Source organism: Lysobacterales bacterium (assembly GCA_019634735.1).
GTDB lineage: Bacteria > Pseudomonadota > Gammaproteobacteria > Xanthomonadales > UBA2363 > Pseudofulvimonas.
This window is the reverse complement of the sequence record JAHCAT010000007.1, coordinates 79,166-104,559: the sequence shown is the minus strand read 5'-3', so window position 1 is coordinate 104,559 and position 25,394 is coordinate 79,166. Positions and strand designations below refer to the sequence as shown.

The 25,394-nt window shown below is 71.2% G+C and carries 19 protein-coding genes; 5 read left to right on the top strand and 14 right to left on the bottom strand.

The annotated features are described in order from the left end of the window. Positions 1 to 148: 148 nt before the first annotated feature. Positions 149 to 2,728, bottom strand: coding sequence for a peptidoglycan DD-metalloendopeptidase family protein (locus KF823_08395; GenBank protein MBX3725923.1), 2,580 nt, complete (start codon positions 2,726 to 2,728; stop codon positions 149 to 151). A gap of 174 nt (positions 2,729 to 2,902) precedes the next feature. Between KF823_08395 and KF823_08390 the strand changes: the two genes are divergently transcribed. Continuing rightward, positions 2,903 to 3,559: a thiopurine S-methyltransferase gene (locus KF823_08390; protein MBX3725922.1), complete on the top strand. Its 657-nt coding sequence runs from the start codon at positions 2,903 to 2,905 to the stop codon at positions 3,557 to 3,559. Positions 3,560 to 3,686: 127 nt separating this feature from the next. On the opposite strand, the gene KF823_08385 is transcribed toward KF823_08390, so the two are convergent. Further along, positions 3,687 to 4,655 (bottom strand): M36 family metallopeptidase, encoded by a 969-nt coding sequence (locus KF823_08385; GenBank protein ID MBX3725921.1) that lies wholly within the window; start codon positions 4,653 to 4,655, stop codon positions 3,687 to 3,689. Further along, positions 4,652 to 5,521 (bottom strand): M36 family metallopeptidase, encoded by an 870-nt coding sequence (locus tag KF823_08380; protein MBX3725920.1) that lies wholly within the window; start codon positions 5,519 to 5,521, stop codon positions 4,652 to 4,654. The genes KF823_08385 and KF823_08380 overlap by 4 nt, the downstream gene beginning before the upstream one ends. Positions 5,522 to 5,729: 208 nt before the next feature. Here KF823_08380 and KF823_08375 point away from each other — a divergent pair, with 208 nt between their 5' ends. From KF823_08375 to KF823_08365, 3 genes are all read left to right on the top strand, one after another. Next, positions 5,730 to 7,124 carry a nodulation protein NfeD gene (locus KF823_08375; GenBank protein ID MBX3725919.1) on the top strand — a complete coding sequence of 465 codons (1,395 nt, stop codon included), beginning with the start codon at positions 5,730 to 5,732 and terminating at the stop codon, positions 7,122 to 7,124. A gap of 55 nt (positions 7,125 to 7,179) precedes the next feature. Further along, entirely contained in the window at positions 7,180 to 7,947 is a 768-nt protein-coding gene (locus tag KF823_08370) for a slipin family protein (GenBank protein MBX3725918.1), read from the top strand. Between the two features lie 179 nt (positions 7,948 to 8,126). Next, positions 8,127 to 8,510: a VOC family protein gene (locus KF823_08365; GenBank protein MBX3725917.1), complete on the top strand. Its 384-nt coding sequence runs from the start codon at positions 8,127 to 8,129 to the stop codon at positions 8,508 to 8,510. Between the two features lie 18 nt (positions 8,511 to 8,528). Here KF823_08365 and asnB read toward each other — a convergent pair whose 3' ends face one another. The 5 genes from asnB to KF823_08340 form a co-directional block, all read right to left on the bottom strand. Continuing rightward, on the bottom strand, positions 8,529 to 10,214 hold the full coding sequence (gene asnB / locus KF823_08360) for an asparagine synthase B (GenBank protein ID MBX3725916.1): 1,686 nt from the start codon (positions 10,212 to 10,214) through the stop codon (positions 8,529 to 8,531). 263 nt (positions 10,215 to 10,477) lie between these two features. Beyond that, positions 10,478 to 13,495 (bottom strand): CHAT domain-containing protein, encoded by a 3,018-nt coding sequence (locus KF823_08355; protein MBX3725915.1) that lies wholly within the window; start codon positions 13,493 to 13,495, stop codon positions 10,478 to 10,480. 9 nt (positions 13,496 to 13,504) lie between these two features. Beyond that, positions 13,505 to 14,059: a hypothetical protein gene (locus KF823_08350; protein ID MBX3725914.1), complete on the bottom strand. Its 555-nt coding sequence runs from the start codon at positions 14,057 to 14,059 to the stop codon at positions 13,505 to 13,507. A 115-nt stretch (positions 14,060 to 14,174) separates the two neighbouring features. Further along, complete coding sequence (locus KF823_08345; GenBank protein MBX3725913.1) at positions 14,175 to 14,843, bottom strand: hypothetical protein; 669 nt, start codon at positions 14,841 to 14,843, stop codon at positions 14,175 to 14,177. A gap of 111 nt (positions 14,844 to 14,954) precedes the next feature. Then, on the bottom strand, positions 14,955 to 15,533 hold the full coding sequence (locus KF823_08340) for a sigma-70 family RNA polymerase sigma factor (GenBank protein ID MBX3725912.1): 579 nt from the start codon (positions 15,531 to 15,533) through the stop codon (positions 14,955 to 14,957). Positions 15,534 to 15,799: 266 nt separating this feature from the next. Here KF823_08340 and KF823_08335 point away from each other — a divergent pair, with 266 nt between their 5' ends. Beyond that, positions 15,800 to 18,202, top strand: coding sequence for a penicillin acylase family protein (locus tag KF823_08335; protein MBX3725911.1), 2,403 nt, complete (start codon positions 15,800 to 15,802; stop codon positions 18,200 to 18,202). Positions 18,203 to 18,788: 586 nt separating this feature from the next. Here the strand turns inward: KF823_08335 and KF823_08330 are convergent. The 6 genes from KF823_08330 to rlmE form a co-directional block, all read right to left on the bottom strand. Further along, a complete protein-coding gene (locus KF823_08330; protein MBX3725910.1) occupies positions 18,789 to 19,727 on the bottom strand; it encodes an isopenicillin N synthase family oxygenase in 939 nt (312 codons plus the stop codon). A gap of 103 nt (positions 19,728 to 19,830) precedes the next feature. Next, complete coding sequence (gene glmM, locus KF823_08325; protein ID MBX3725909.1) at positions 19,831 to 21,171, bottom strand: phosphoglucosamine mutase; 1,341 nt, start codon at positions 21,169 to 21,171, stop codon at positions 19,831 to 19,833. Between the two features lie 203 nt (positions 21,172 to 21,374). Then, a complete protein-coding gene (gene folP, locus KF823_08320) occupies positions 21,375 to 22,292 on the bottom strand; it encodes a dihydropteroate synthase (GenBank protein ID MBX3725908.1) in 918 nt (305 codons plus the stop codon). A gap of 44 nt (positions 22,293 to 22,336) precedes the next feature. Beyond that, positions 22,337 to 22,531 (bottom strand): hypothetical protein, encoded by a 195-nt coding sequence (locus tag KF823_08315; protein ID MBX3725907.1) that lies wholly within the window; start codon positions 22,529 to 22,531, stop codon positions 22,337 to 22,339. A gap of 131 nt (positions 22,532 to 22,662) precedes the next feature. After that, positions 22,663 to 24,588, bottom strand: coding sequence for an ATP-dependent zinc metalloprotease FtsH (ftsH, locus tag KF823_08310; protein ID MBX3725906.1), 1,926 nt, complete (start codon positions 24,586 to 24,588; stop codon positions 22,663 to 22,665). A gap of 175 nt (positions 24,589 to 24,763) precedes the next feature. Next, a complete protein-coding gene (gene rlmE, locus KF823_08305) occupies positions 24,764 to 25,393 on the bottom strand; it encodes a 23S rRNA (uridine(2552)-2'-O)-methyltransferase RlmE (protein ID MBX3725905.1) in 630 nt (209 codons plus the stop codon). Position 25,394: the final 1 nt, after the last annotated feature.

The following is a 25,394-nucleotide window of genomic DNA, read 5'->3' as shown; positions in this document are numbered from 1 at the left end:
GCATCCGGACCGCCCCCGACGCGCACCATGCCGATTGCATTCCGGCAAGCTGCCCTTAACTTTTTTTCTCGCGGCATCCGATACTTGCCTGCTCCCGACGGGGTTGCCCACGAAGTTTTCGGGCGCAAAGCCGCTGGCAAGGAGGCCCTCAGTCCATCGTCGGCGCCTCGCCCGCACGCCACATCTCGGCGCTGAAGGTGCCGGCGTCGCCGAAGCCGCGGAAGCGCCAGCCCCATGGATCGGCGCCCTGCGGTGCGTGCCAGCCCCAAGGGTCGAAGGCCGCCACCTCCTTGTCGAGGATGAAGCCGGCCTGCGAATAGTCGAGCTCGTAGCTGCCCCGGTAGGTCAGGTTGCGGTGCCGGAATACGGCGATGTGCAGGTGCGGGCCGCTGGATGCCCCAGTGCTGCCGGTACGTCCCAGCGCCGTGCCGGCGACCACCGCCTGGCCGTGGCGGACGGGCGTGTCGAGCTGGTGCGCGTAGTAGCTCGTGAACTGTTCGCTGTAGCGGCCGCTGCCGACCTGATGGCGGATGAACACCTCGCGCTGCCAGGGATCGTTGCCGACCGGGCTCCAGATCAGCACGTAGCGCGGCACGGCCTGGGTGACCCGGCCAGGTGCGACCGACAGGATGTCGCGATCGGTCGGCAGGATGATGTCGACCGCCGCCTCGTCGATGCCGTTCATGTGCGGATCGTCGGGGCCGCCCTGGCAGTGCTGGCGGCCGCGCAGGTCGATGGTGTGTGCCAGGGGATGATGGGGCACCGGGGTCTGCCCGAACTCGCTGACGTCGATGCCGATCCGGTAGACGTTATGGTTGAAGGACTGCGCCGAGCCGGCCGTGTGCGCGCCCGAGTAGGGCCGGAACCAGACCGGCAGGGCCTTCGGGGTGGCGGTGAATACGCAGTTGCTGCGCCCGGCGGCGTCGGCGAAGACATGGTCGAAGGGCGCGGCGCCGGTCGCGACGGAGATGGCCACGAAACCGCCGTCGCAGACCCCGATCACCTGGTTGGTGCCGTTGATGGCATACAGGCCGGCGCGCTCGACCCGCAGCGTCGGGTCCTGAGCCAGGAACTGCTGGCAGGGATCGCTGCCGACGCCCTGGGGCAGCAGTCCGAAACCGCCGCTGGTCGGATGGCGGACGCTGCAGTAGTGGCCGAAGCCGGTCGGCACCGGCGTCGCCGGCACCGCGGCGGCCGGCTCGGGAAGGCCGTCGAACTCGTAGTCGGCGTGGAACAGCCCTTCGGCGTGGAGTGCGGCGACCAGGGGCGCCAGCGGCCCTGCCGGCACGCTGCCGACCGGGTTGGGATAGGTGCCGGCCGGGTAGCGCTCGCTGTCGCCCAGCAGCACCAGCTGGCCGCGATGCAGGACCGCGTCGCGGGCGTGGTCGGCGATGCGCCCGCGGGGCGGAAAGCCGTCGCTGCCCACCCAGGCATGGCGATGGCGGCTGTTGTGCACCCAGGTCACCGCGCCATCGGTCATGCCGGTGTCGTCGCTGCCGTCGGCACGCAGCCGGGCCACCGCCATGTCGTGGCTGCCCCAGGCCGCCGTATTGGCCGCCGCGTTGGTGTGCGTGCCGACCAGGTAGAAACCGCCGTCGTCCCGGAGCAGGACGCGCTGCAATTCCGTATCGCCCGCGGCGCGGGCAGCGCCGAGATCGGAGAAGCGCAGGCTGCGCCGTCCGCCGGTGCCGAACCCGGCGTCGAGCTGGCCGGCCGCGGTCACGGCAAGGACGTGGCCGGTGCTGGAACCCGGCATCACCTGCCGGCCGGCGACGATGACGCGGCTGCGCCCGGCATCCCAGGCCAGGTCGGCGGCCTCGAGCTGGGCGAGCGGGCCGGTCGATGCCAGCACCCTCCTGCCGTCCGTGCTGAAGGCGGAGGACAGCGTGCCGTTGCCATTGAGCATGGCCAGCCCGATCCCCGGCTGACCGTTGCCGCCGGTGGCGGCACCAACCGCCAGGATGCGGTTGTCGGGCAGAACCACCATACGCAGGCAGGTGTCCTGGCTCGCCCCGAACTGGGTGCCCTGGTCGATTTCCCGGTAGCCGGTGCCGTTGAAGCCGGCATCGAGCGTGCCGTTGGCGTTCAGGCGCAGGATCAGCATGTCGCTGTCGCCGCCGCGCACCACATGGCCACAGGCCAGGACCTTGCCGTCGGGCAGGGGCAGCACCTGCGCCAGCCCGGTTTCGACGCTGGCCCAGGGCGCCAGCGCGTTCAGGGCCACCCGGCCGTTGCCGGCAAAGCCGGTGTCGTAGTCGCCGTCGCTTGCGCGCAGACGGATCAGGAAGCCGGTCGGCACAGTCTGTGTGCTGGCGGTGCCCGAGACCAGCGGCCGGTGGCTGCCATCGGCCGCCACCGATGAGCAGCGCTGCGGCCGGAGCGTGATCGGCAGCCCGCCGATTCGCCGGGTGCCCTCAAGCGTGCCGGTGAAGTCCATGTCCAGCAGGCGCGCGTCGCGGGTGTACCGGGTCAGCGCGCAGCTCAGATCGGCGAACGTGGTGCGCCATTCGGCCAGCAGCAGCAACCGGCCGCGGCGGTCGAAGGTCAGGCCCAGTGCGCCGATCGGACCGGTGTGCCGGCTGGTCAGTGCCGTGAAACTGCCGCCGCCCTCGGCGGCGCCGAAGCGGGCCCAGGGTGCGCCTGTCTGGGCGAGTGCGGACCCTTCCCAGGCGGACATCGCGAACACCAGGGGCAAGGCCAGCCCTGCCGGCAATGACTGAACATTCATGGACTCTCTCCCGTCGTTGGCGCCTGCGCGCGATCGCGCGGCCTGCGTTCCTGGGAAACACACGGAGCCGAACACGGGGGCCAACCGGTCGCAGAGACATCGGAGGGCACCGGACGCGGACCGGCCGGGGCACCTGGCGTCCCGGCGCTGGCAGGTAGCCGCTACCATGCGGCCATGGATCCGGACTTCTGGCTGCAGCGCTGGTCGGAAGGCCGCATCGGCTTCCACCAGGCGCAGGTCAACGCGCTGCTCGAGACGCACTGGCCGGCTCTGGCGCTGGCGCCCGGCAGCACCGTGCTGGTGCCGCTGGCCGGCAAGAGCCTTGACATGGGCTGGTTGGCCGGCCGCGGCCACCCGGTGCTGGGCGTGGAACTCTCCGATGCCGCCTGCGCGGCCTTCTTCGAGGAGAACGGCCTGGTGCCCGGCATCGACCGCCATGGTCGGTTCCTGCGCCGCAGCGCCGGCGGCGTCACCCTGCTGGCCGGGGACATCTTCGATCTGGCCGACGCCGACCTGGCCGGCGTCGATGCCGCCTACGATCGCGCCGCCCTGATCGCCCTGCCGCCGGACCTGCGCCGGCGCTACGCAACCGACCTGTACGGTCGACTACCAAGGCGCTGCCAGGTGCTGTTGGTGACGCTGGAGTATCCGCCGCACCAGAAGCAGGGTCCGCCCTTCAGCGTCGACGCCGACGAGGTCGCCGCCCTGTTCTCGCGCGACTGGCGGATCGAACTGCTGGAACAGCGGGACATCCTGCACCGGGAGCCCGGCTTCCAGGCCGAAGGCGTCACCGAGCTGCACACCAGCGCCTGGCTGCTCCGGCGCAGCTGAGGCGGAACCGGCGGTTACGGGGCCGAGCATCCGGTCCGGTTCGTGCGCATCCTCGCGCTCATGCGCCGCCGGCTGGCAAGGTCGGAAGGACCGGCCTGGCGACCACGCCCGGGGAGCCCCCAGCGGCTCAGGGCAGGTGATCGATCTCCAGGCAGACGCCCGACAGGGTGCCGACATCGCCGGCGGCATCGTCGACGATGTAAAGCCGCCAGGAACCGTTGGGCTGGCTGCTGCCGAACACGCTGCCGAGCGTCGCCGAGCCGGCCGGCGCCGCGTTGTTGTGGGGCCCGACAGGTGCCGGCACCGCAAAGGGGTCGCCAGCCCCGACGTTGCTCGGCCGGAACGAGCCTGCCGTCAGCGGGCCAGCGTCGGGCAGGAGCGTCGGGGCGGCATCGTCGATGACGTAGGACAGGTTGATGGCGTCCGTACCGCCACCGACGTCGGACTGGATCACCAGATTACGGTGGTCCGGCGATACCAGCAGCAGGTCCAGATCGTCAGGGAAGGTGTGGGTCAGTCCGAACATCTGCACCCGCACCGCCGACGGCGCATTGGCGAGGCCGTGGACGTTGATCGGCACGGGATACGCCGAGGCCGGCCCGAATGTCGTTCCCGGCTGGCCGCCGGGCAGGTCGATGGCGCCGATCGTCGAACAGAACTGCGAAGTGGTCGGCTGTGGCGACTGGAAGCCATTGGCGAAGATCCGTTCGCACGGGCCGTAGACGTCGAACGCGGCGACATTGTCGGCGAGAATCGACGCCGAACCCTGATTGGCCGATGCGCCCAGGCCGCGCCGTGCAAAGGTCCGCCAGATGTCGCACTGGTAGGCGCCGCCGTACAGCATCTGGTCGGCCGCCAGCAGGGCGTTTCGGGCATCGACCAGTCCGGCATTGCAGGGCTGCAGTTTCAGTGCCTGCAGTACCAGGCGCAGCATCCTGTTCTCGCCGCCATCGCCATACAGCAGATCGCCGCTGGCGCCCTCGCGCTGCACCAGGCGCCAGGCAAGGTCCCACAGCATGGTTCCGAAGATCGTGCCGACCCCGTGCGGCGCCGAGGCGCTGGTGCTGTTGGCGTAGGTGAGCGGATTTATGGTCATGTCCACCGAGTAGGGATGGCTCCGGACGCCCTGTCCCGTGATCGGCTCCCCATCAGCCAGGTACCCACGCCACGCGGGGTCGCCGGGTTGGTGGCGGAGAAATCGTTGGTGATCAGTGTGCCTACGAAGTCGCTGTAACCGAAGGTCGGGTTCTCGCTGTTGCCGAAGCAGGCCAGACCACCCAAACGGCGTTGCACCGATTGCATGTAGGCCCAGGCCAGCACGCCGGCATCGAAGCTGCCCTCGCGATGGGGGTTGGTCATGGTCCAGACGTACAACTGGATGCGCGGCGGAACGCCGTCGACGGTCGAGGTGCTGTTGGCATTGTTGGTTCCGCCGCCGTTGAATATCTCGATGCGCATCGCGTCGCCACCGAGCCCGCCGTTCCCGTAGTTATTCTCCTGGAAATTGCCGTCCGCCTCGCGAAACCCGTGCTGCCACAGGATGTCGTGGATCATGTTGCCGAGGTAGAACGCGTTGGTCGCCAAGGCGTCGGCGTAGCTCAATGGCGGCAGCACACCCGGTGCCGCCGGGTAGTCGAAGACCAGCGCCGGCCCGCCGTCCGGCCCCGGGCCGTCGGGAAGGTTGTCGTTGTCCTGGTCGAGGTACACCCAGACATTGTTTCCGCGCAGGATGGTGAACTCCGCCCCGGGCACACCATTCGTGTCGTGCCACCCGAAGGGCGAAGCCTGGATATGGTGGGGGTCGGTCACCAGTGCGCGGGGCCCATGATCGGGACTGGCGATGGGCAGCGGGTAGACGCGATAGCTGGCCGCCTGGGCGGCCGCCGCGACGGTCAGGGCGAAGGAAGCGGCAAGCACCCGGTAAGGTCCGCGCGGGCGGCGCGAAGGCTGCGACTGTGCCATGGCTCCAGCACTCCAAGCCCGGATGGCCTTCCACGCTACTCCCAAGCGAGTCGAGGGGCAATCTGGCCCGGACAGGCCGGCAGAACGGCAGCCACTGCGGACAGGAGCCCGCCAGGGCGATGTCTTGCGATGCAACGCGGCTCCGGCCATGCTGGCCGTCCTGGGGCCTGGCACGACCGCTTCACGCCCCGCCTGCAAGGATGGCGACATGGACGCGTTCACCCGCTCCCTGCTGCTGACGCTGCTGGCACTGCTGCTCGCGGCCGGCCTGACGGTGGCCCAGGAGCCGGCTTCGGCCGGTCGCGTCTACCTGATCGAGGTGTCCGGCGGCATCGGGCCGGCAACCAGCGACCACATCCGGCGCGGCATCGCCCGGGCCCAGGCCGATGGCGCCACGGCAGTGGTCCTGCGCATCGACACGCCCGGCGGGCTGGACGCCGCGACCCGCGACATCAACCAGGCGCTGCTGGCGGCGCAGGTGCCGGTGATCGGCTATGTCGCGCCGGAGGGCGCCCGTGCCGCCAGCGCCGGCACCTTCATCCTCTACGCCACCCACCTGGCGGCGATGGCGCCGGCGACCTCGCTGGGCGCGGCCTCACCGGTGGCGATCGGCGGCGGCGATCCGGGCGGTCCGTCGCCACGCCGCCCGACACCGGGCGCCGGGAAGGAGGACGACGGGGACGGCGACGCGGAGGATGGCACGGCGATGTCGCGCAAGGTCACCAACGATGCGGTCGCGTACCTGCGCGGCATCGCCGAGCGGCGCGGCCGCGACGTCGCCTTCGCCGAGGCCGCCGTGCGCGATGCCGCCACACTCACTGCACGTGAGGCGCTGGAGCGCGGCGTCATCGAGATCGTCGCCACCGACCTCGACGACTTGCTGCGCCAGGCCGACGGCAGGACTGTCCGGCTGGGCGAGCGCGAGACCACCCTGGCGCTGGCCGGCGCCGTCGTCGAGACCCTGGCGCCCGACTGGCGCAACCGGCTGCTGTCGGTGATCACCGACCCGTCGATCGCCTATTTCCTGCTGCTGATCGGCCTGTACGGCCTGGTCTTCGAGGGCTACAACCCTGGCGCCCTGGTGCCCGGCGTGGTCGGTGCGATCAGCCTGCTGCTGGCCCTGTACGCGTTGCAGGTGCTGCCGGTCAACTACGCCGGCATCGCCCTGATCCTGCTCGGCGTGGTGCTGATGACCGCCGAGCTGTTCCTGCCCAGCTTCGGCACGCTGGGCATCGGCGGCGTGGTCGCCCTGGTCGCCGGCTCGGTGATGCTGTTCGATACCGACGTGCCCGGTTTCGGCGTGCCGCGCGGGCTGATCGGTGCAGTGGCCGGCGTCAGCGGTCTGGCTTTCCTGGCGATCGGCTGGCTGGCCATCCGCGCCCGGCGCCGGCCGGTCGTGACCGGCAGGCACGAGTTGATCGGCCATGCCGCCATTGCCCGCAACGATTTCGACGGCCACGGGCACGTACGAATCCGCGGCGAGAACTGGCAGGCCCGCAGCAGCGGCCCGGTGCGGGCCGGCGAGACGGTCGTGGTCACCGGCCTGGACGGCCTGGTCCTGCTGGTCAGGCCGGGCTCGCCCGATCCGCCATCACGCCCCTGAGACATCCCTGGCGCCGTGTGCGCCGAGCGACGAGGAGTACGCCATGTCCGAGTTCATGCCCTATTTCTGGCCCGGCCTGCTGGTCGTGGTCGCCGTGGTCCTGGTCAACTCGATCAAGGTGCTGCGCGAGTACGAGCGGGCCGTGGTGTTCCAGCTCGGCCGATTCTGGAAGGTCAAGGGGCCCGGCCTGATCATCCTGATCCCCGGCATCCAGACCATGGAGCGGGTCGACCTGCGCACGGTCGCCATGGACGTGCCCGAGCAGGACCTGATCAGCAAGGACAACGTCTCGGTGCGGGTCAACGCGGTGCTGTACTTCCGGGTGATCGACCCGCAGAAGGCGATCATCAACGTCGAGCAGTACCTGGAGGCGGTCAGCCAGCTCGCCCAGACCACCCTGCGCTCGGTGCTCGGCCAGCACGATCTGGACGAGATGCTCAGCGAGCGCGACAAGCTCAACGACGATATCCAGACCATCCTCGACGCGCAGACCGACGCCTGGGGCGTGAAGGTCGCCAACGTCGAGATCAAGCACGTCGACATCAACGAGGTCATGGTGCGGGCGATCGCCCGCCAGGCCGAGGCCGAGCGCGTGCGACGCGCCAAGGTCATCCATGCCGAGGGCGAGATGCAGGCCGCCGAGAAGCTGGTCCAGGCCGCCAAGCTGATGGGCGAAGACCCGCGCGCCATCCAGCTGCGCTACCTGCAGACGCTCACCGAGATCGCCGGCGAGAAGAGCTCGACCATCGTTTTCCCGCTGCCGATGGACCTGGTCGGGCCACTGCTCGAGCGGATGACAGGACCCGGGCGCCGCGACGGCTGACCGGAAGCGGGTTTCCGGAAGGCCGCGATATCGGCCGCTACCGTCCGGATCCTTTGGGCGGACCCGCGGGCGATGGCCGCGCGGGTCCTTGTGCGACATCGGCCTGCCCTGGGCCGCGGCTATGATCCGGGCGCAGCACCCCGCGCGCCCGCGCCCCGCCGTGCCACTGGAGCCCCAAGATGATCGCCTACACCTGCCTCGGCACCAACGACCTGGAGCGCGCCCGCGCCTTCTACGACGCACTGTTCGAAAGCATCGGCATCGGCCGGCTGATGGAATGGGGCGAGCAGGGTTCGGCCTGGGGCGCGGACTTCGCGCGTCCGCTGTTCGGCGTGCTCACGCCGCATGACGGCCGTCCGGCCAGCGCCGGCAATGGCACCATGATCGCCATCGCCTGCGCCTCGCCGGCCCAGGTCGATGCCCTGCACGCCCGGGCGCTGGCCCTGGGCGGGGTCGACGAGGGCGCCCCCGGCCCGCGCCCGGAAGGCTTTTACGCCGGCTACTTCCGCGACCTGGATGGCAACAAGCTCAACGGCTTCTTCATGCCCCCCGGCGTGGGCTGACCGGCAGGCCGATCGCGCTCATGCGGGCGACGCCGCCACGGCGGCCTGGTGGATGCCGGCCACCGCCCGACCGGACGGGTCGGCGGCGGCGGCGAACGCCGGGTCCCAGGCGATCGCCGCAGGGGACGAGCAGGCGATCGACGGACCGCCCGGCACCGTGCGCGCGCAGGCCTCGCCGGGAAAGTGCCGCTCGAACAGGGTGCGGTACCAGTACGCCTCCTTGCTGGCCGGCGGATTGACAGGAAAGCGGCTGGCGGCAGCCGCCATCTGCGCATCGCTGACCTGGGCATCGGCATGGGCTTTGAGGCCGTCGATCCAGCCGTAGCCGACGCCGTCGCTGAACTGCTCCTTCTGCCGCCACAGGATGGCGTCGGGCAGGACCCCGGCGAAGGCTTCGCGCAGCACCGCCTTCTCGATGCGGCCGGGGCTGGTCATCTTTGCGGTGGCGTCCATGGCCATCGCCACCTCGACGAAGTCCAGGTCGAGGAACGGCACCCGCGCCTCGACACCCCAGGCCATCATCGCCTTGTTGGCGCGCAGGCAGTCGAACTGGTGCAGGGCGTCGAGCTTGCGCACGCATTCCTCGTGGAAGGCCCGCGCGTCGGGCGCCTTGTGGAAGTACAGGTAACCGCCGAACAGCTCGTCGCTGCCCTCGCCGCTGAGCACCATCTTCACGCCCATCGCCTTGATCCGGCGCGCAAGCAGGTACATCGGCGTAGAGGCGCGCACCGTGGTGACATCAAAGCTTTCGATGTGGCGGATCACCTCGTCGATGGCGTCCAGGCCCTCCTCGAAGCGGTAGGTGAAGCCGTGGTGCACGGTGCCCAGGGCCTCGGCCGCCACCTGCGCGGCGGCCAGGTCGGGCGAGCCATGCAGCCCGATCGCGAAGCTGTGCAGGCGCGGCCACCAGGCCTCGGCGGCATCGTCCTCCTCGACGCGCCGGCGGGCGAAGCGGGCCGCGCAGGCGGCGACCAGGGACGAGTCCAGCCCCCCGGACAGCAGCACACCGTAGGGCACATCGGTCATCAGTTGCCGGTGCACAGCCTGCTCGAAGGCCTCGCGCAGCACCGGCGGTGGCACCGCCTGGCCGGCCACCGAAGCGTGCTCGCGCCAGCCCGGCTGCCAGAAGCGGGTGAGCTCGCCGGTGGCGCTGTCGTAGCAGTGCCCGGGCGGGAACGGCGCGATGTCGGCGCAGACGCCGACCAGGGCCTTCATCTCCGAGGCCAGCCAACGCCGGCCCTCGGCATCGGTGCCCCAGTACAGCGGGCAGACGCCGAACGGATCGCGGGCGGCCAGCCAGCGCTGCCGGCCGGCGTCCCACAGCACGAAGGCGTAGATGCCGTTGAGCTTCGGCAGCAGGGCTGGCCCCAGTTCGCGCCACAGCGCATTGATCACCTCGCAGTCCGAACCGCTCTGGAAGGCGTAGGGCGTGCACAGCCCACGCTCGAGTTCGCGGTGGTTGTAGATCTCGCCGTTCACCGCCAGCACCAGTTCGCCGTCCGCCGAGCGCAACGGCTGCGCACCGCCGGCCGGATCGACGATGGCCAGGCGTTCGTGGACCAGGAGGGCGCCGGGATCGACGTGCACGCCGCTCCAGTCCGGGCCGCGATGGCGCTGCCGTGCCGAGCTGGCCAGCGCCTGACGGCGCAGCGCCGCCAGGTCTTCGCCGGGCCGCAGCCCGAAGATGCCGAGGATGGAACACATGCCGGGGTTGCTCCTGTCTGCCGCGTGGATTGCTAGGGGTGAAAAACGCGGAAGGCCCGCACTGGGCGGGCCTTCCGGGGGATCGTGCGTCCTTGCGGAACGCGCTACACGCCGGGCCCGCCCCTGGGGCAGCCGTTATTGGCGTTGCGATTGTTCGCGGACCGCAGCGGGGCGGCGGATCGCAGGGGGGCGCGCTGGCACGTCATGGCCGGAAGTGGAGCAGGTTGGCTGTCGGCGCGCAAGGGCCCATGCCCGGCTGGCGGTCACGGCGATGCCCAGTGCACCAGCGACGCCCAGTACCACGGGTGCCGGAACGCGCGACTGTCGCGCAGCGCGCGCTGCGCGGTGCGCAACGCTTCGGCGGCGTCCCCGGCCGGTCCGGCAAGCGCACCGTAGAAGGCCGGCACCCACACCGAGGCGGCGGCATCGCTGACCGGCCACATCGCCGCGACCACCTCACCGGCACCCGCGGCCTTGAGCGCCGCGGCGAAACTGGCCGCCTGGCCGTCGCCAGCCTGGCCGCCTTCGCCCAGATGGCAGGCATTGAGCACCACCAGTGCCGCAGGAAGACGTTTGCCGACGAGGGCCAGCCAGCTGATGAAGGCGCGCGGCTCGTCCGGTCCCGATGCCGACCACAGCCCGGCCATGCCCTGCATGCCTGGATGGACCACGCCATGGCCGGCGACATGCACCCAGCCGCCTGGCTCGGCGAGTGCCTGCAACAGGCCCTGTTCGGTGAGACCGTCGGCGCTTACGGCGACCTCGGGCATTGCCGCGGCGACCAGACGGTCTTCCCGTGCGGCGACGGGCAAGGCGGGAAGTCCCGCCGCCGCCCTGCCCCCTTCGCCGGCGACCAGCACCCGAACGTGGCTGACCACTGCCGCCGCGCCCCTCGCCATCCCGCCGGGCTGAGTGGGAAGCAGCCGGCTGACTGCGGTCGATTCCACCATCGGCCTTGGCTGGCCGGGCCAGACCAGCAGCGCAAGCGGCACCTGGGCCAGGCGCTCGTCCGTCCAGACCAGCAGGCGGGCCGGCGGTGCGTCGCTGGCGCCAGCGAACAGCCTGGACGAGAGCTCGCTCGCCACGTCCTCGATCGCATCCACGGGCACGCTGCGGTCCTCGAGGCGACCGCGCAGCGTCCTGGCCAGCGCGGCTGCCACCGGCGCATCCTCGTGGACGAGCACCTGGGCATGCCCACCGGACAACACCAGGGTCACCCCCTGGCGTTCGCCCAGGCCAAGCAGCAGCACCGTGTCGCCGGCCGCGGCGCGATCGAGCAACGCGCTCCAGACCGCGGCGGTGGCATCCGGGGATGACCCTGCCGACGAAGCCGGCGACCAGAGCAGGCGCTGGATCTCTGCCATCTCCAGCGGATCCGCCTCATCGCCGGCATCCTCCATCGCCTCGCTGAGCAGGCGCCGCAACAGGGCAGTGCGCACGGCATCGGCGGATGGCGCACCGCCCGGCGCGGCCGGCGCGGATCTTGCCAGGCGGGCGAAGGGGTCGGTTGCCAGCAGGGTGTGGCCGACCCGCGCGACCAGCACCGGGTCATCGGCCGGACCCGTCGGCAGGGCGTCGATCCACAGCCGCGACAACCGCTGCAACCGACGTGCCGCCAGGTGCGCCAACGAGGCATCGCCGATCCCGTCGACCATGCCCTGCACGCGCGCGATCGCCGACTCGAGGATGCGTTGGGCCTGCGCGCGCTCGCCCTCGGCCAGCGCCACGCGGGCCTGCGTCTCCACCAGCGCGATCCAGCGCCCCAGGTCCGGCACCTGCCCGGGCAGGCCGGCCAGTTGTGCCTGCGCGTGACGGACATCGCCGGCGACCAGTGCCACCCTGGCCTGCGCCAGCGCCAGGTCGAACTGCAGGCGCGGCGGTCGCTCCAACGCACCCTCGAGCAGCGCCCGGAAGGCAACCAGGCGAGCCGGCGTCGGCTCCGCCAACAGGCCGGTCATGGCCGCGGCCAGCTTGAGCTGCGGACGCGCCGCCTGGGCATAGCGCGCCGCCGCGGCATCGGCCGCCTGCAGCGCCTGCCCGGCATCGCCCGCCTCCGCATGCAGTTGCGCGAGCAGCAGCAGGGCGCCGGCCTCGCGCTCGGGCATCGCGATCGCCCGGAACGCATCGGCCGCGGCGCGGGCCAGATACTGCGCCTCGCCACGGCCCCCGAAGGCGGCATTCACCCGCGCCGCCAGCAGCAGGCTGGCCGCCTGCCACTGCGGCGAGGGAATCGCGTCGAACTCGTCCATCGCCCGGACCAGCGCGGCCAGCGCCGCCTGCGGGAATCCGTCATCCAGCGCCAGTCCGGCACGCAGGTGGTGCAGGCGTCCGCGCATCATCGGGGTCAGGGCGGATTCGTCGACCTCGGCCAGCCGGGCGGCCAGGCCGGCAACCAGATCGCGGCGCCCGTCCTCGCGCGCCATGGCCGCGGCCGACAGCACCGCACCCACGGCCTCGCTGGTTTCGGACAAGGCCAGGAAGCGCTCGAGGACCGCCTGCTGGCAGGCCAGCCCCTCGGCCAGCCGACCGACGCCGCGCAGGGCCAGGCAGGACTGGCTGCGGGCGCGCGTTGCCAGGTAGTCGACGCCCTGCGCCTGCGCTGCCTGGCCGGCGGCTTCCGCCAGTTGCAGCGAGGCGACATGGTCGCCCTGGCGCCAGACCACCTCCGCCTGACCCAGCTGCGCGGCAGCGGCGCGGACCGGATCATCCAGCGCCTGCCAGGCCCGCATTGCCGCCTGGTAGTGGCCATAGGCCAGCGCCTGGTCGTTGCCCCGTTGCGAGAGGGCGCCGGCCAGATGCAGCGCCAGCGCGGCGCAGCGGCCGGGCAGTCCGGGTGCCATCGCAACCGCCTGGGCCGCCTCGGTGAAGGCCGCGCTGTCGGCCAGGCAGGCCGCCTCGGCGACCCGCACCGGCGATGGTGCGCAATACAGCCGCACGAAGCCCCGCACGTCCGGCCCGGGGGACACCGCGGCGATCTCCAGGGTCTGGCCCGGCAGGGCCTGGCCCATCGCCAGGCCATAGCGCGGCGGCCGCTGACCCACCGCCACGCCCTGCTCCTGAGGGGGAGCGCCCGGCACGGCACTGCCGTGCAGGATCAGCTCGATGCCGGCCTCCTCGACCTCCCACAGTGCACCCGGCGGGACCTGTGCGAAACGCACCTGCGTGGTCGCGCGCAACGCCAGAACCACCGGCTCGGCGCCACCCGGCGCGCACTCCAGATCGACATGGAGCGCGGGCTCCGAGACCGCCGCCGACGTCGCTAGCAGGGCAGCCAGGTACATCGCAGCGACTCAGTCCTCGTGGTAGCCCTCGGCTTCGTCGTCCTGCGTGATCCGAGGCCCCCCGTCCGCGTCCTCCATCCGACTCTCCATCGTCGGGAACTCAAGCCCGCAGGGCATGACTGGCTCGCTCGACTCGCCAGTAGTGCTGCGATAGATGTAGGTGGGTGGACGTGCTGTGGATGAGGCCGGATCGAACATTGCGACCCAGATCCGGGCACAACTCCGTTGTGCGGTGGTCTGCCCGGTGGCCATCACGAACACGTATGCCTCGAACAGGTTCCGGACGCCTCCATGCAACCAGAGTGGGACCCCGTCCTTCGACCCGACCTGGACGGGAAAATCGAGTGTTGAGCCGTCGCGGTGATCGATGCGGACAGCCCATGGACCGTTCGGTGCTCGCTCGTAGATGCGTACCCAATCGCAGCGCTGGATCCAGCGCCTACCTTTCTTGTGGATCCGGTACGTGCCCTTCAGCAGCCTTTCCAGATTGGCCTGATCAAGCTTTGCAACGGTCTTTCCCTTTGAGTTTTGCCCCTCGAAGACGTCGTAGAGTTCCTGCTTCATCCTGGTTTCTCCCTTTGCTATGGCCATGGCTGCCGAGGCGGGGCAGTTGTCACGCCGGCACGGTGCGTACTCCACTCATCAACCGATCACGAAACATGCCGACGACAAGGATCGATCAGGGCCGTCTCGGCAGTTCAAAACGCGCTTCGCTCCTACCGTCCTCACCATTCAGGTAGTCCACGATCAGCAACCCCGATGCTCGGGCGTCGAGCAACAGCAGCCCGAAACCATCCGGCGTCGCCGCTACCGGACCGAACGAAGCGGACCGATCGCCGCCCTCCAGCCGCACCGACTCGATGCGCGAGCCGGGCGGCACCGGCACCTCGACAAGCAGCCAGGGCGAGGCCGGATCGCCCGGTTCGACGTGCGGCGGCGAGTGCGCGCCGCGCAAGGTGTCGAAGACGATCCGGGTCGGGTTGGCCAGGCCGGAGGCCGGCCCGGACGCGGACGGCCACAGCGCGGCCAGGCCCAGGCCCAGCAGCAGGCCGGCGGCCAGCCCCAGCCAGGGCGGCAAGCCGCGGCGCGGCGGTGGGCGCGAGCGGATCACGGAAGGCCTGGTCGGCGGGCCGGGCCGACCATCGTCGCCACCCGCATCGCCGCCTCCGGCCGTGCCCTCCATGTCGCCGGCCAGGGCAAGGGCATCGCGCAGGCCGGTGTCCGCCTCGACGGCCTCGACGAGATGCGGATGGGCCAGCAGGTAGGTCTCGAACCATGCCTGTTCCTCGGCATCCAGGGCCCGGTCGAGGTAGCGCTGCAGCCACGCCTGCTCAATCCAGGCGGTCATGGGTGCGGATGCATCGGGCTGGCTCACCCTCCAGCCCTCGCTGCGACGTGCGGTTCATGACGGGTAAGGAGGCGGTCGGGCATCGGGTATCCCATCAAGGTTGCCATCGGTTCAGCCTGGACCGGCGCCCAGGCCATGGCGGGCCAGTATCTCGCCGAAACGCTGCCGGGCCCGATGGATGACCCGGTGGAAGTGCCCGGGATCGATGCCCAGTGCCGCACAGACCTCGTCGCGGTCGTGTTCGAGCAGGTAGAAGCGCCGCAACAGCTCGCGATCCCTGGGCACCGTCAGCTCGCCGAGCAGGCTGGCGATGGCCGCGCCAAGCTGCCCGGCGGCCAGGCTCGCCGCAGGGTCGGCGTGTTCGTCGGCAAGCCGCTCGCCGATGCGATCGGGGCCGTCGAGCGCCTGTTCGCGGCGCGGCCGGTAGCGGGCGGCCGCGGCGTGCACCACGGCGGTGCGCAGATAGGCGGGCAAGGCCGCGGGCTCCTTGATGGCGCCGGCGCGCACGCGCTCGAGCATCGCCATCAGCACATCCTGGGCGATGTCGTCGGCAGCGGGGTCGAGCGGCCGGCAGTGCCTGCGCGCGAGCACCGCCACGCCACGCCTGAAGCAGTCGACCAGCTCGACCTCGGCCCGGCGATCGCCAGCCACCACGCGCGCAACCAGCCCGGCCAGATCGGGCATCGTCACGCTTTGTGCCTTTGCCGCGACGTCCACTACCAGCCCTCCCCGGCCGATGCGCACATGCTAACGGAATTCACTCACAGCACATAGGAGGCATCCTTCACATTCCACCTGTTTTGCTTGCCGTTTGAGCGCGTCTTGGCGGGTCGCCCACAGGCCGGAAAGGTCGCACCCACATCGGCACAGCGGCCGGACCGCAGAGGTCAGGCCCGGACTGGCACCCCCCGTCCCTGGCACCTACCATCGGGCCTTCCACGCCCGGGGATCCGCTGATGTCCAGACGCCTGCCACGCCTGCTGGCCCGACTGCTTGCACTGCTGCTCGTGCTGGGACTGGCCGGCCTGCTGGCTGGATGGTTGGCCCTGCGCGGCAGCCTGCCGGCGCGCTCCGGGGAGCACCGGCTGCCTGGCCTCAAGGCCGCCGTGAGTATCGAGCGCGACGCCCTGGGCGTGGCCACAGTCGACGCCGCCGATGCCGAAGACCTGGCACGCAGCCTGGGCTGGCTGCATGGCCAGGAGCGCTTCTTCGAAATGGACCTATCGCGCCGGGCAGCCGCAGGCGAGCTGGCCGCCCTGCTCGGCAGCGCGGCCCTGCCCATCGATCGCCGGCATCGTGTGCACCGGTTCCGGGCGCGCATGAGGCAGGCAGTGGCGGCGCTCGGTCCCACCGACCGTGCCCGTCTGCAGGCCTATGCCGACGGCGTGAATGAAGGCCTGGCGCAGCTGCGGGTGCGGCCCTGGCCCTATCTGCTGGTGCGCCAGCAACCGCAGCCCTGGAAGACTGAGGACAGCCTGCTTGCCGTGGTCGCGATGTTCTTCGACCTGCAGGATGCCGGCAACCGCCGCGAGCGCACCCTGGATTTCGCCTACCGCCACCTGCCGCCCGGGGTATACGACTTCATCGTCCGGCCGGGCACCCCGCTGGATGCCGCCCTCGACGGCACGGTCCTGCCCGACCCACCGGTTCCGACTGCCGACCTGCTCGATCTGCGCGCCCTGCCGGCCAGCGCCGGACCGGCAAGCGCCGACGACCAGCACCTGGCGCTGCCCGGCAGCAACAACTTCGCGGTGGCCGGCTGGCTGACCGGCGGCACCGCGGCCCTGGTCGCCAATGACATGCACCTGGGCCTGCGGGTGCCGTCGATCTGGTATCGCGCCCGGCTGACGTGGAACGAATCCGGCCAGGCGGTGCGCCTGGATGGCGTCACCCTGCCCGGCGTGCCGGCCATGGTGGTCGGCAGCAACGGCAAGGTCGCCTGGGCCTTCACCAACAGCTATGGCGACTGGCTGGACCTGGTCCGTCTGCGCCTGGACCCCGACGATCCGCTGCGCTACCGCGATGCCGATGGCTGGCAGCCGCTGGACCGGCACCTCGAGACGCTGTCGGTGCGTGGCGGCGCCGACGAGACGCTGGAGGTGCTCGAGTCCCGATGGGGCCCGGTGATCGGCGAGGACGACACCGGCCAGCCGCTGGCCGTGGCCTGGACCGCCCATCGGCCGGGCGCGGTCAACACCCGCCTGCTCGACCTGGCCCATGCCGGCAACCTGGACCAGGCGATGGCGATCGCCGCCGAGGCCGGCATCCCGGCGCAGAACCTGGTCGCCGGCGATGCCTCAGGGCGGGTCGGATGGATCCTGGCCGGTCGCATCCCGGCACGGCCGCCGGACCGCGACCCGGCCCGGGTGCTGGACAGCGCGCAGCTCGCCGGCGATCTCTGGCAGGGCTGGCTGCCCGCCAACCAGCAGCCACGCGTGGTCGACCCGCCGCACGGCCGGATCTGGACAGCGAACGCCCGCGTGATGGGCGACGAGGCGCTCGCCCTGATCGGCGACGGCGGCTATGACCTGGGCGCCCGAGGCGCGCAGATCCGCGACCGCCTGGCCGCCAGCGAACGCCATCGCGAAGCCGACCTGCTGGCGATCCAGCTCGACGACCAGGCGATCCTGATGACCGACTGGTGGCGCCTGTTGCGCACCCGCATCGGCGATGGCGGCGGCGATCCGGCGCTGGCCGCGCTGGCCACGCAGGTCGAGGTCTGGGATGGCTGCGCCTGCACCGACAGTGTCTCCTACCGCCTGGTCCGCGCCTTCCGGACCCGCGTCCACGACACCGTGCTCGACGGGCTGGCGGCGCCGCTGCGATCGATCGACCCGGAGTTCCGCTGGCCGCGCCTGGGCCAGACCGAGGGCCTGGTCCGGCAGCTCCTCGAGGTCCGCCCTGCGCACCTGCTGCCGCCGCCCCACGACGACTGGGACGGCCTGCTGCTCGACGCGGCCCGGGCTGTCGCCGAGGAACTGGACGCCCGGCCCGGCGGACTGGCCGCGCGCACCTGGGGCGAAGCCAACACGGCGCGCATCCGCCACCCGCTGGCCATGGCCATGCCGGGCTGGCTGGCCGGCCTGTTGTCGATGCCGGCGACGCCGCTGCCCGGCGACAACCATGTGCCGAGAGTGCAGGGGCCCAGCTTCGGCGCCTCGCAGCGGATGGTGGTCGCCCCCGGCCGCGAAGAGGCGGGCCTGATGCACATGCCGGGCGGGCAGACCGGCCATCCGCTGGCACCCTGGTACGGCGCCGGCCACGACCACTGGGAGCGCGGCGAGGCCACACCCCTGGCGCCGGGGCCGGCACGCTGGCGCCTGACCCTGCAGCCCGCTCCGCCTGCGACACCACGCTGACGTCAGCCACGCCTTTGCCCGGGCGCGACAAGCCGGGCGTGCAGGGCCGACTCCGACCAGGCGCTGCATCGATGCCGGCCCGGCGCGCGCCGCTGGGCCGGCAACCATGCAGATCATGGCAAGTGCCGGCCCTCTCCCACGACTCCTCTCCGATACCTGATCAGCATCGTGTCTCAGCCCGCTGCCAGGCGGCGTGTCGCCGGTGCGACGGCACCGCACTTCGCCCCTCCCCCGCCCTGCGGGGGAGGGGCGGGGGAGAGGGCCGCCCCGGCCAGCGCACGCCGCTGAGCCGGCAACGATGCAGATCATGGCAAGCCCCGACCCTCTCCCCCGGCCCCTCTCCCACAGGGAGAGGGGAGCTCAGCGCGCTCCGCTTACCGAACATATTTACCGAGTCCTGGCCCTTGGTCCCGATCCTGGACTGAGGCACGACGCCAATCAGGCCCCGCCCGCGGGGAAGGGAGAAGTGCGGTGCCGTCGCACTGGCGGCACGCGCTTGGCCCTGGGGAACGCGGCGGCCTGGCTGCGTGGACGGGGCGCCAGTGAGGACCCCAGGAGTGATGTGCCCGTGCCGTGCCGCCGGCGCTCAGACCAGACGGATCTCGCGCAGACGCTCCATCAGGTAGTCGTGGGCGGTGATCGGCTCGGGATAGCGGTCCGGGTTGTCGGCCGTGATGCAGCCCGGCAAAGTCCGGATCAGGAAGTCCGGATTCGGGTGCAGGAAGAACGGAATCGAATAACGCGGCTGGCGCGCCGCATCGCCCCTGGGATTGACCACCCGGTGGGTGGTCGAGGGATACACGTGGTTGCTCAGACGCTGAAGCATGTCGCCGATATTGACCACGATGGTGTCGCCCTGGGTGGTCACCGGCAGCCACTCGCCGTCTCGGTTCAACAGTTCCAGCCCGGCGGCGCTGGCGCCGACCAGCAGGGTGATGAAGTTGATGTCTTCATGGGCGCCGGCGCGGACGTTGGGCACGTCCTCGGTCTGGATCGGCGGATAGTGGATCGGCCGCAGGATGGAGTTGCCCAGGTCGACCTTGTCGTCGAACCAGTGCTCGGGCAGATCGATGTGCAGGGCCAGCGCGCGCAGCACGCGCACGCCCAGCGCGTCGAGTGCCTGGTACATGCCGTAACCGTGCTCGCGGAAACCCGGCACCTCGTCCGGCCAGAGGTTGGCCGGCATCACCTGCGCATGGCGGTGATCGCGCGGGATCTCCCGGCCGATGTGCCAGAACTCCTTGAGGTCGGGGTACTGCGAGTCCTTGGCGGTCTCGATGGCGAACGGCGTGTAGCCGCGCGCGCCGCCGCTGCCCGGCACGTGGTACTTCATCTTGACTTCGGCGGGCAGCGCGAAAAAGCGCTGGAAGGCATCGTAGGCGCCGGACAGCAGCGCCGGATCGATGCCGTGGCCGCTGATGCCGCAGAAGCCGAAGCGCTGGTAGGCCTCGCCCAGCTCGCGCACGAACGCCGTGCGGTCGGTGTCGTAGCGGCGGATATCCAGGGTGGGGACGTGGTGGCTCATGCGTGCGGGGACGGAAGGCGCCCGGCGGACGTCCGGGAACGGCTCCGATTGTAGGCCATCGGCCCCGGCCGCCCGACTTGACCGGGGTCAAGCCGGAAGGGGATCAGGCCGCCGACTGCACCGCCGCGGCGAGCCCGGTGACCACTGCGCGCACTTCCTCGGGATCGGCCGCCTCGACCGTCACCCGGACCACCGGCTCGGTTCCGGAAGGTCGCAGCACGATCCGGCCGCGGCCGGCCAGTTGCTGCTCCGCGGCCGCACGTGCGGCCTCCACCGACGCCGAGGCCACCAGGGCCCGGGCGTTGCCGGTGACAGGCACATTGACCGTGGTCTGCGGATAGCGCGTCCAGCCGCCGGCGGCTTCCGCCAGGGTGCGTCCGCTGTCGGCCAGCGCCTCGAGCACCGCCAGGGCGCTGACCATGCCGTCGCCGGTGCTGGCCCGGTCCAGGCACAGGATGTGGCCGGAGGCTTCGCCGCCCAGGGTTCCGCCCCGCGCGACCAGCGCCCGGTGCACGTGGCGGTCGCCGACATCGGTGCGCAGGAACTCGATGCCGGCGCGCCCGAACGCCTGTTCCAGGCCGTAGTTGGTCATCAGGGTGCCGACCACCGGACCGGACAGCTCGCCGGTGTCATGCCAGCGCGAGGCCAGCACGTGCACGATGTCGTCGCCGTCGACCAGCCGCCCCGTGGCATCGACCATCTGCACCCGGTCGCCGTCGCCATCGAAGGCGATCCCGAGGTCGGCGCCCACCGCCAGCACCTGGCGGGCCAGCGCCTGCGGCGCCGTCGAGCCCACCTGGTGGTTGATGTTGAGGCCATCGGGGGCGTCGCCGATCAAGGTCAGGCGCGCGCCCAGTTCGCGGAACACCCGGGGCGCCGCCTGGTAGGTGGCGCCATGCGCGCAGTCGAGCACGATGTGCAGGCCGCGCAGGTTGAGGTCCTCGCGCACCGTGCCCTTGACGAACTCGCAGTAGCGGCCGACGGCATCCTCGACGCGCGCGGCCTTGCCCAGTCGTGCCGACTCCACGGTCTCGAACGGCTTCTCCAGTTCGGCCTCGATGGCCACTTCCACGGCATCGGCCAGTTTCTCGCCATCGGCGGAGAAGAACTTGATACCGTTGTCCTGATAGGGATTGTGCGAGGCGGAAATGACGATGCCCGCCGAAGCGCGCAGCGACTGGGTCAGGTAGGCCACTGCCGGCGTCGGCACCGGTCCGAGCATGCGCACGTCGGCGCCCGCTGCGACCAGCCCGGCTTCCAGCGCAGCCTCGAACATGTAGCCGGAGATGCGGGTGTCCTTGCCGATCACGATCAGCGGCGCCGCGGCGCCGTTGCCCAGCACCCGCCCGGCGGCCCAGCCCAGCTTGAGCATGAACTCCGCGGTGACCGGCCATTGCCCGACCCGGCCGCGGATGCCGTCGGTTCCGAAGTATTTGCGTGCCATGGCGCGATGGTAGTCGAGGAGCAGGGAGCAGGGGAAAGGGAGCTGGGGGTCGGGGACTCGAGGTGACGGGCAGTCGTGCCGATCGGCAGGCAGCCAGCGAAACGCGGGGGGGGCAAGGCTGCAGCGTGGGTGGCGCCCGGGTGGATGGCGCCCGGGTCCGTCGCGCTCTGTTCCCTGCTCCCTTTCCCCTGCTCCCCGCTCCCTCAATCCTCGTCCGGCCAGCGGATCGCGGGCGCGGCAGCGGCGGTGCGCCTGGGCAGGTCGGCGGCTGCCGCGGCCAGCGCGGTCTGGACGGCGAGCGCCTGGACGGTGGCGGCGACATCGTGGACGCGCAGGATACGGGCGCCGCGCTCGGCAGCCAGCACCGCGGCAGCCACGGACCCATGCAGGCGCTGCGCGGGGTCGTCCTGGCCGGTCAGGGTGCCGATCATGCGCTTGCGCGACAGCCCGGCCAGGATCGGCAGTTTCAGGTCGGAAAAACGGTCCAGGCCCGACAGCAGGGCCAGATTGTGCTCCAGCGTCTTGCCGAAGCCGAAGCCCGGGTCGAGCACGATGCGGCGCCGGTCGATGCCGGCCATCTCGCAGGCGAACACCCGCTCGGCCAGGAAGCGGTGCACCTGGGCGATCACGTCGTCGTAGTGGGGCGCCTCCTGCATCGAGTCCGGCTCGCCCTGCATGTGCATCAGGCAGACCGGCACACCCAGCGCCGCTGCGGCATCCAGGGCGCCTTCGCCGCGCAAGGCGCGCACGTCGTTGATCATGCCGGCACCGGCGGCGACCGCCGCACGCATCACCTCCGGCCGGCTGGTGTCGATGCTGACCGGCACCGTGCCTGCAGCCGCCAGGCCTTCGACCACCGGCAGCACCCGGCGCAGTTCCTCCTCGACCGGCACCGCTTCCGCGCCGGGCCGGGTCGACTCGCCGCCGACATCGAGCAGGTCGGCGCCCTCGGCGACCAGGGCCAGGCCGTGCGCGATCGCCGCCGCGGCATCGGCGTGCCGACCGCCATCGGAAAAGGAGTCGGGCGTGACATTGACGATGCCCATCACCCGCGGACGATCCAGCACCAGGGGCCGGCCGGCGCAGTCGAGCACGGTCACGCGGGGATCGAAATCGGTCATGCGATGGCTTCCTGGCTTGCGCGGCCGCGCGGCGGCGGCGGGGTTCAGTCGATGCTTGCCGCCTTGCGTATGCCGGACCAGAGCAGCCACAGGCCGACCACCAGCACCGGCACCCCCCACAGGTTGGCCGCCAGTACCAGATGCACCAGGCCGACGCCGGCCAGGGCGCCACCGAGTCCGGCGGCGGCCCGGGTCAGCACCAGGGCCAGCAGCCGCTCCACGCCCCCGCCGCCGGCCATGCCGAGCCGGTCCCCGCCTCAGGTCCGCGACAGCGCGCGGGGCGTGCCGACGCGGCATCCGACCATCGGCCGGCCGTCCCGCCCCTGACGCCCGGCCGGCCGCCGGACGCGGACCACGCGTCGGCAGGCGGTCACGTCTGCGGCGCGGGCTCGCCGACCGCCGGCCCGGGGCTGTCGCCATCGGCGCCGGGCTTGCCCTTGCCGCGTGGCGGCGAGTCGGTCCAATCCTTGGGTGGCGGCGGCGAGCGGCCATCCATGATCGCGTCGATCTGGGTGGCGTCGATGGTCTCGTACTGCAGCAGGGCATCGGCCATCAGGTGCAGCTTGTCGATGTTGTCGGTGAGGATGGTCCGGGTGCGCTGGTAGGCGCGGTCCAGGATCTCCCGGACCACCTCGTCGATGCGCTTGGCGGTGTCCTCGGACACGCTCTTGTGCTGGGTCACCGAGCGGCCCAGGAACACCTCGTCCTCGTTCTCGCCGTAGGCCACCGGGCCCATGGTGTCGGACAGACCCCACTTGGTGACCATGTTGCGCGCCATCTTGGTGGCCCGCTCGATGTCGTTGCTGGCGCCGGTGGTGACCTTGTCGGCGCCGAAGATCAGCTCCTCGGCGACGCGGCCGCCGTACAGCGAAGCCAGGAAGCTCTCGATGTAGGTGCGGTTGTAGCTGTAGCGGTCGCCCTCGGGCAGGTACATGGTCACGCCCAGCGCGCGGCCGCGCGGGATGATGGTGACCTTGTACACCGGGTCGTGCTCGGGGACGATGCGGCCGACGATGGCGTGGCCGGCCTCGTGGTAGGCGGTGAGCTTCTTCTCCTCCTCGCTCATCGCCATCGAGCGCCGCTCGGCGCCCATCATGATCTTGTCCTTGGCGCGCTCGAAGTGGCCCATGGTGACCGCCTTGTGGTTCTCGCGGGCGGCGAACAGCGCCGCCTCGTTGACCAGGTTGGCGAGGTCGGCGCCGGAGAAGCCCGGGGTGCCGCGCGCGATCACCGCCGGCTGCACGTCCTCGGCCAGCGGCACCTTGCGCATGTGCACCTTGAGGATGTGCTCGCGGCCCTTGACGTCGGGCAGGCCGACCACGACCTGGCGGTCGAAGCGGCCGGGGCGCAGCAGCGCCGGGTCCAGCACGTCGGGACGGTTGGTGGCGGCGATGACGATGATGCCCTCGTTGCCCTCGAAGCCGTCCATCTCGACCAGCAGCTGGTTGAGGGTCTGCTCGCGCTCGTCGTGGCCGCCGCCCAGGCCGGCGCCGCGGTGGCGGCCGACCGCGTCGATCTCGTCGATGAAGATGATGCACGGCGCATGCTTCTTGGCCTGCTCGAACATGTCGCGCACGCGGCTGGCGCCGACGCCGACGAACATCTCGACGAAGTCCGAACCGGAGATCGAGAAGAACGGCACCTTGGCCTCGCCGGCGATGGCGCGCGCCAGCAGGGTCTTGCCGGTGCCGGGCGGGCCGACCATCAGCACGCCGCGCGGGATCTTGCCGCCCAGTTTCTGGAACTTGCCGGGGTCGCGCAGGAACTCGACCAGCTCGCCGACCTCCTCCTTGGCCTCGTCGCAGCCGGCGACGTCGGCCAGGGTGACCTTGACCTGGTCCTCGCCCTGCAGCTTGGCGCGCGACTTGCCGAAGCTGAGCGCGCCACGACCGCCGCCACCGCCCTGCATCTGGCGCATGAAGAAGAACAACAGGCCGATGAACAGGATGAAGGGGAACCAGTTGAGCAGGATGTCGAACAGGCCCGGACCGCTTTCCGGCGTCTCCCGGGTGACCTCGATGCGGCTGTCGCGGCCGAGCAGGTCGTTCATGAGCTCCTGGTCCCGGCGCGGCGCATTGACCCGGTAGCGGCTGCCATCGGTGCGGGTGACCTGCAGGGAGATCTCATCCTGGCCGATGAGGACCTTGCCGACCCGGCCATCGCGGACTTCCTGGATGAAGCTGGAGTAGGCCAGCTCCTGGCTGCCGGCACCGGGCGGCGTGAAGCTGCGGAACACCGCCATCAGCACGACGGCGACGACGATCCACAGCAGCAGGTTCTTGCTCATGTCGTTCATGGTTCTGACGCATCCAACGCGGCCGCCGACGAGGGCGGCCTTGGCGGCGGCGCCGGGGAGCGCCGCCAGGGCCCGGCGGTGTTCGGCCGGGTCTACGAACCTTGTCCGCGACCCGACGGGCCGGGAAACTCCACCACTTTAAAGCGACCGGCCCTGAGGCCCAAGTGAACGGCGTTCAGGAAGCCCGGGGACGCAGCCCGGTCGCCAGGGCGTAGACCTCGGGACTGCGCGCCCGGGACGCCGCCGGCTTGCGCACCACCACCTTGTCGAAGCGCCGCCGCAAATCGCGCACGTAGTCGTCGAAACCGACCCCGTGGAACAGCTTGACCAGAAAGGCACCGCCCGGCTTCAGCCAGTCCTGCGCGAAGTCGCGGGCCAGCTCGGCAAGGTGCATGGCGCGCGCCTGGTCGACCTGGTCCACGCCACTCATGTTGGGGGCCATGTCGGAAAGCACAAGGTCGGCCCGGTCCTGCCCCAGCAGCGCCTGCAGCGCGGCCAGGGCTGCACCCTCGCGGAAATCGCCGCGGATGAACTCGACGCCCGGCAGCGCATCCATATCCAGGATGTCCAGCGCAACGACCCGGCCGCGGCCGGCCAGGGCGCGCGCCGCGACCTGCGACCAGCCGCCCGGCGCGGCGCCCAGGTCGACCACCACCATGCCTGGACGCAGCAGGCGATCGCGCTCGAGCAGCTCCTCCAGCTTGAAGGCGGCGCGCGAGCGCAGGCCCTCGGCCTGGGCCTTCTTCACGAAGGGATCCTTGAAGTGCTCGCGCAGCCAGCGCTCGGAGCTTCGCGACCGGGCCATG

Coding starts and splice junctions, on each gene's coding strand:
- KF823_08395 (MBX3725923.1), bottom strand. CDS start 2,728: ATGAATGTTCAGTCATTGCCGGCAGGGCTGGCCTTGCCCCTGGTGTTC.
- KF823_08390 (MBX3725922.1), top strand. CDS start 2,903: ATGGATCCGGACTTCTGGCTGCAGCGCTGGTCGGAAGGCCGCATCGGC.
- KF823_08385 (MBX3725921.1), bottom strand. CDS start 4,655: ATGACCATAAATCCGCTCACCTACGCCAACAGCACCAGCGCCTCGGCG.
- KF823_08380 (MBX3725920.1), bottom strand. CDS start 5,521: ATGGCACAGTCGCAGCCTTCGCGCCGCCCGCGCGGACCTTACCGGGTG.
- KF823_08375 (MBX3725919.1), top strand. CDS start 5,730: ATGGACGCGTTCACCCGCTCCCTGCTGCTGACGCTGCTGGCACTGCTG.
- KF823_08370 (MBX3725918.1), top strand. CDS start 7,180: ATGCCCTATTTCTGGCCCGGCCTGCTGGTCGTGGTCGCCGTGGTCCTG.
- KF823_08365 (MBX3725917.1), top strand. CDS start 8,127: ATGATCGCCTACACCTGCCTCGGCACCAACGACCTGGAGCGCGCCCGC.
- asnB (MBX3725916.1), bottom strand. CDS start 10,214: ATGTGTTCCATCCTCGGCATCTTCGGGCTGCGGCCCGGCGAAGACCTG.
- KF823_08355 (MBX3725915.1), bottom strand. CDS start 13,495: ATGTACCTGGCTGCCCTGCTAGCGACGTCGGCGGCGGTCTCGGAGCCC.
- KF823_08350 (MBX3725914.1), bottom strand. CDS start 14,059: ATGAAGCAGGAACTCTACGACGTCTTCGAGGGGCAAAACTCAAAGGGA.
- KF823_08345 (MBX3725913.1), bottom strand. CDS start 14,843: ATGACCGCCTGGATTGAGCAGGCGTGGCTGCAGCGCTACCTCGACCGG.
- KF823_08335 (MBX3725911.1), top strand. CDS start 15,800: ATGTCCAGACGCCTGCCACGCCTGCTGGCCCGACTGCTTGCACTGCTG.
- KF823_08330 (MBX3725910.1), bottom strand. CDS start 19,727: ATGAGCCACCACGTCCCCACCCTGGATATCCGCCGCTACGACACCGAC.
- glmM (MBX3725909.1), bottom strand. CDS start 21,171: ATGGCACGCAAATACTTCGGAACCGACGGCATCCGCGGCCGGGTCGGG.
- folP (MBX3725908.1), bottom strand. CDS start 22,292: ATGACCGATTTCGATCCCCGCGTGACCGTGCTCGACTGCGCCGGCCGG.
- KF823_08315 (MBX3725907.1), bottom strand. CDS start 22,531: ATGGCCGGCGGCGGGGGCGTGGAGCGGCTGCTGGCCCTGGTGCTGACC.
- ftsH (MBX3725906.1), bottom strand. CDS start 24,588: ATGAACGACATGAGCAAGAACCTGCTGCTGTGGATCGTCGTCGCCGTC.
- rlmE (MBX3725905.1), bottom strand. CDS start 25,393: ATGGCCCGGTCGCGAAGCTCCGAGCGCTGGCTGCGCGAGCACTTCAAG.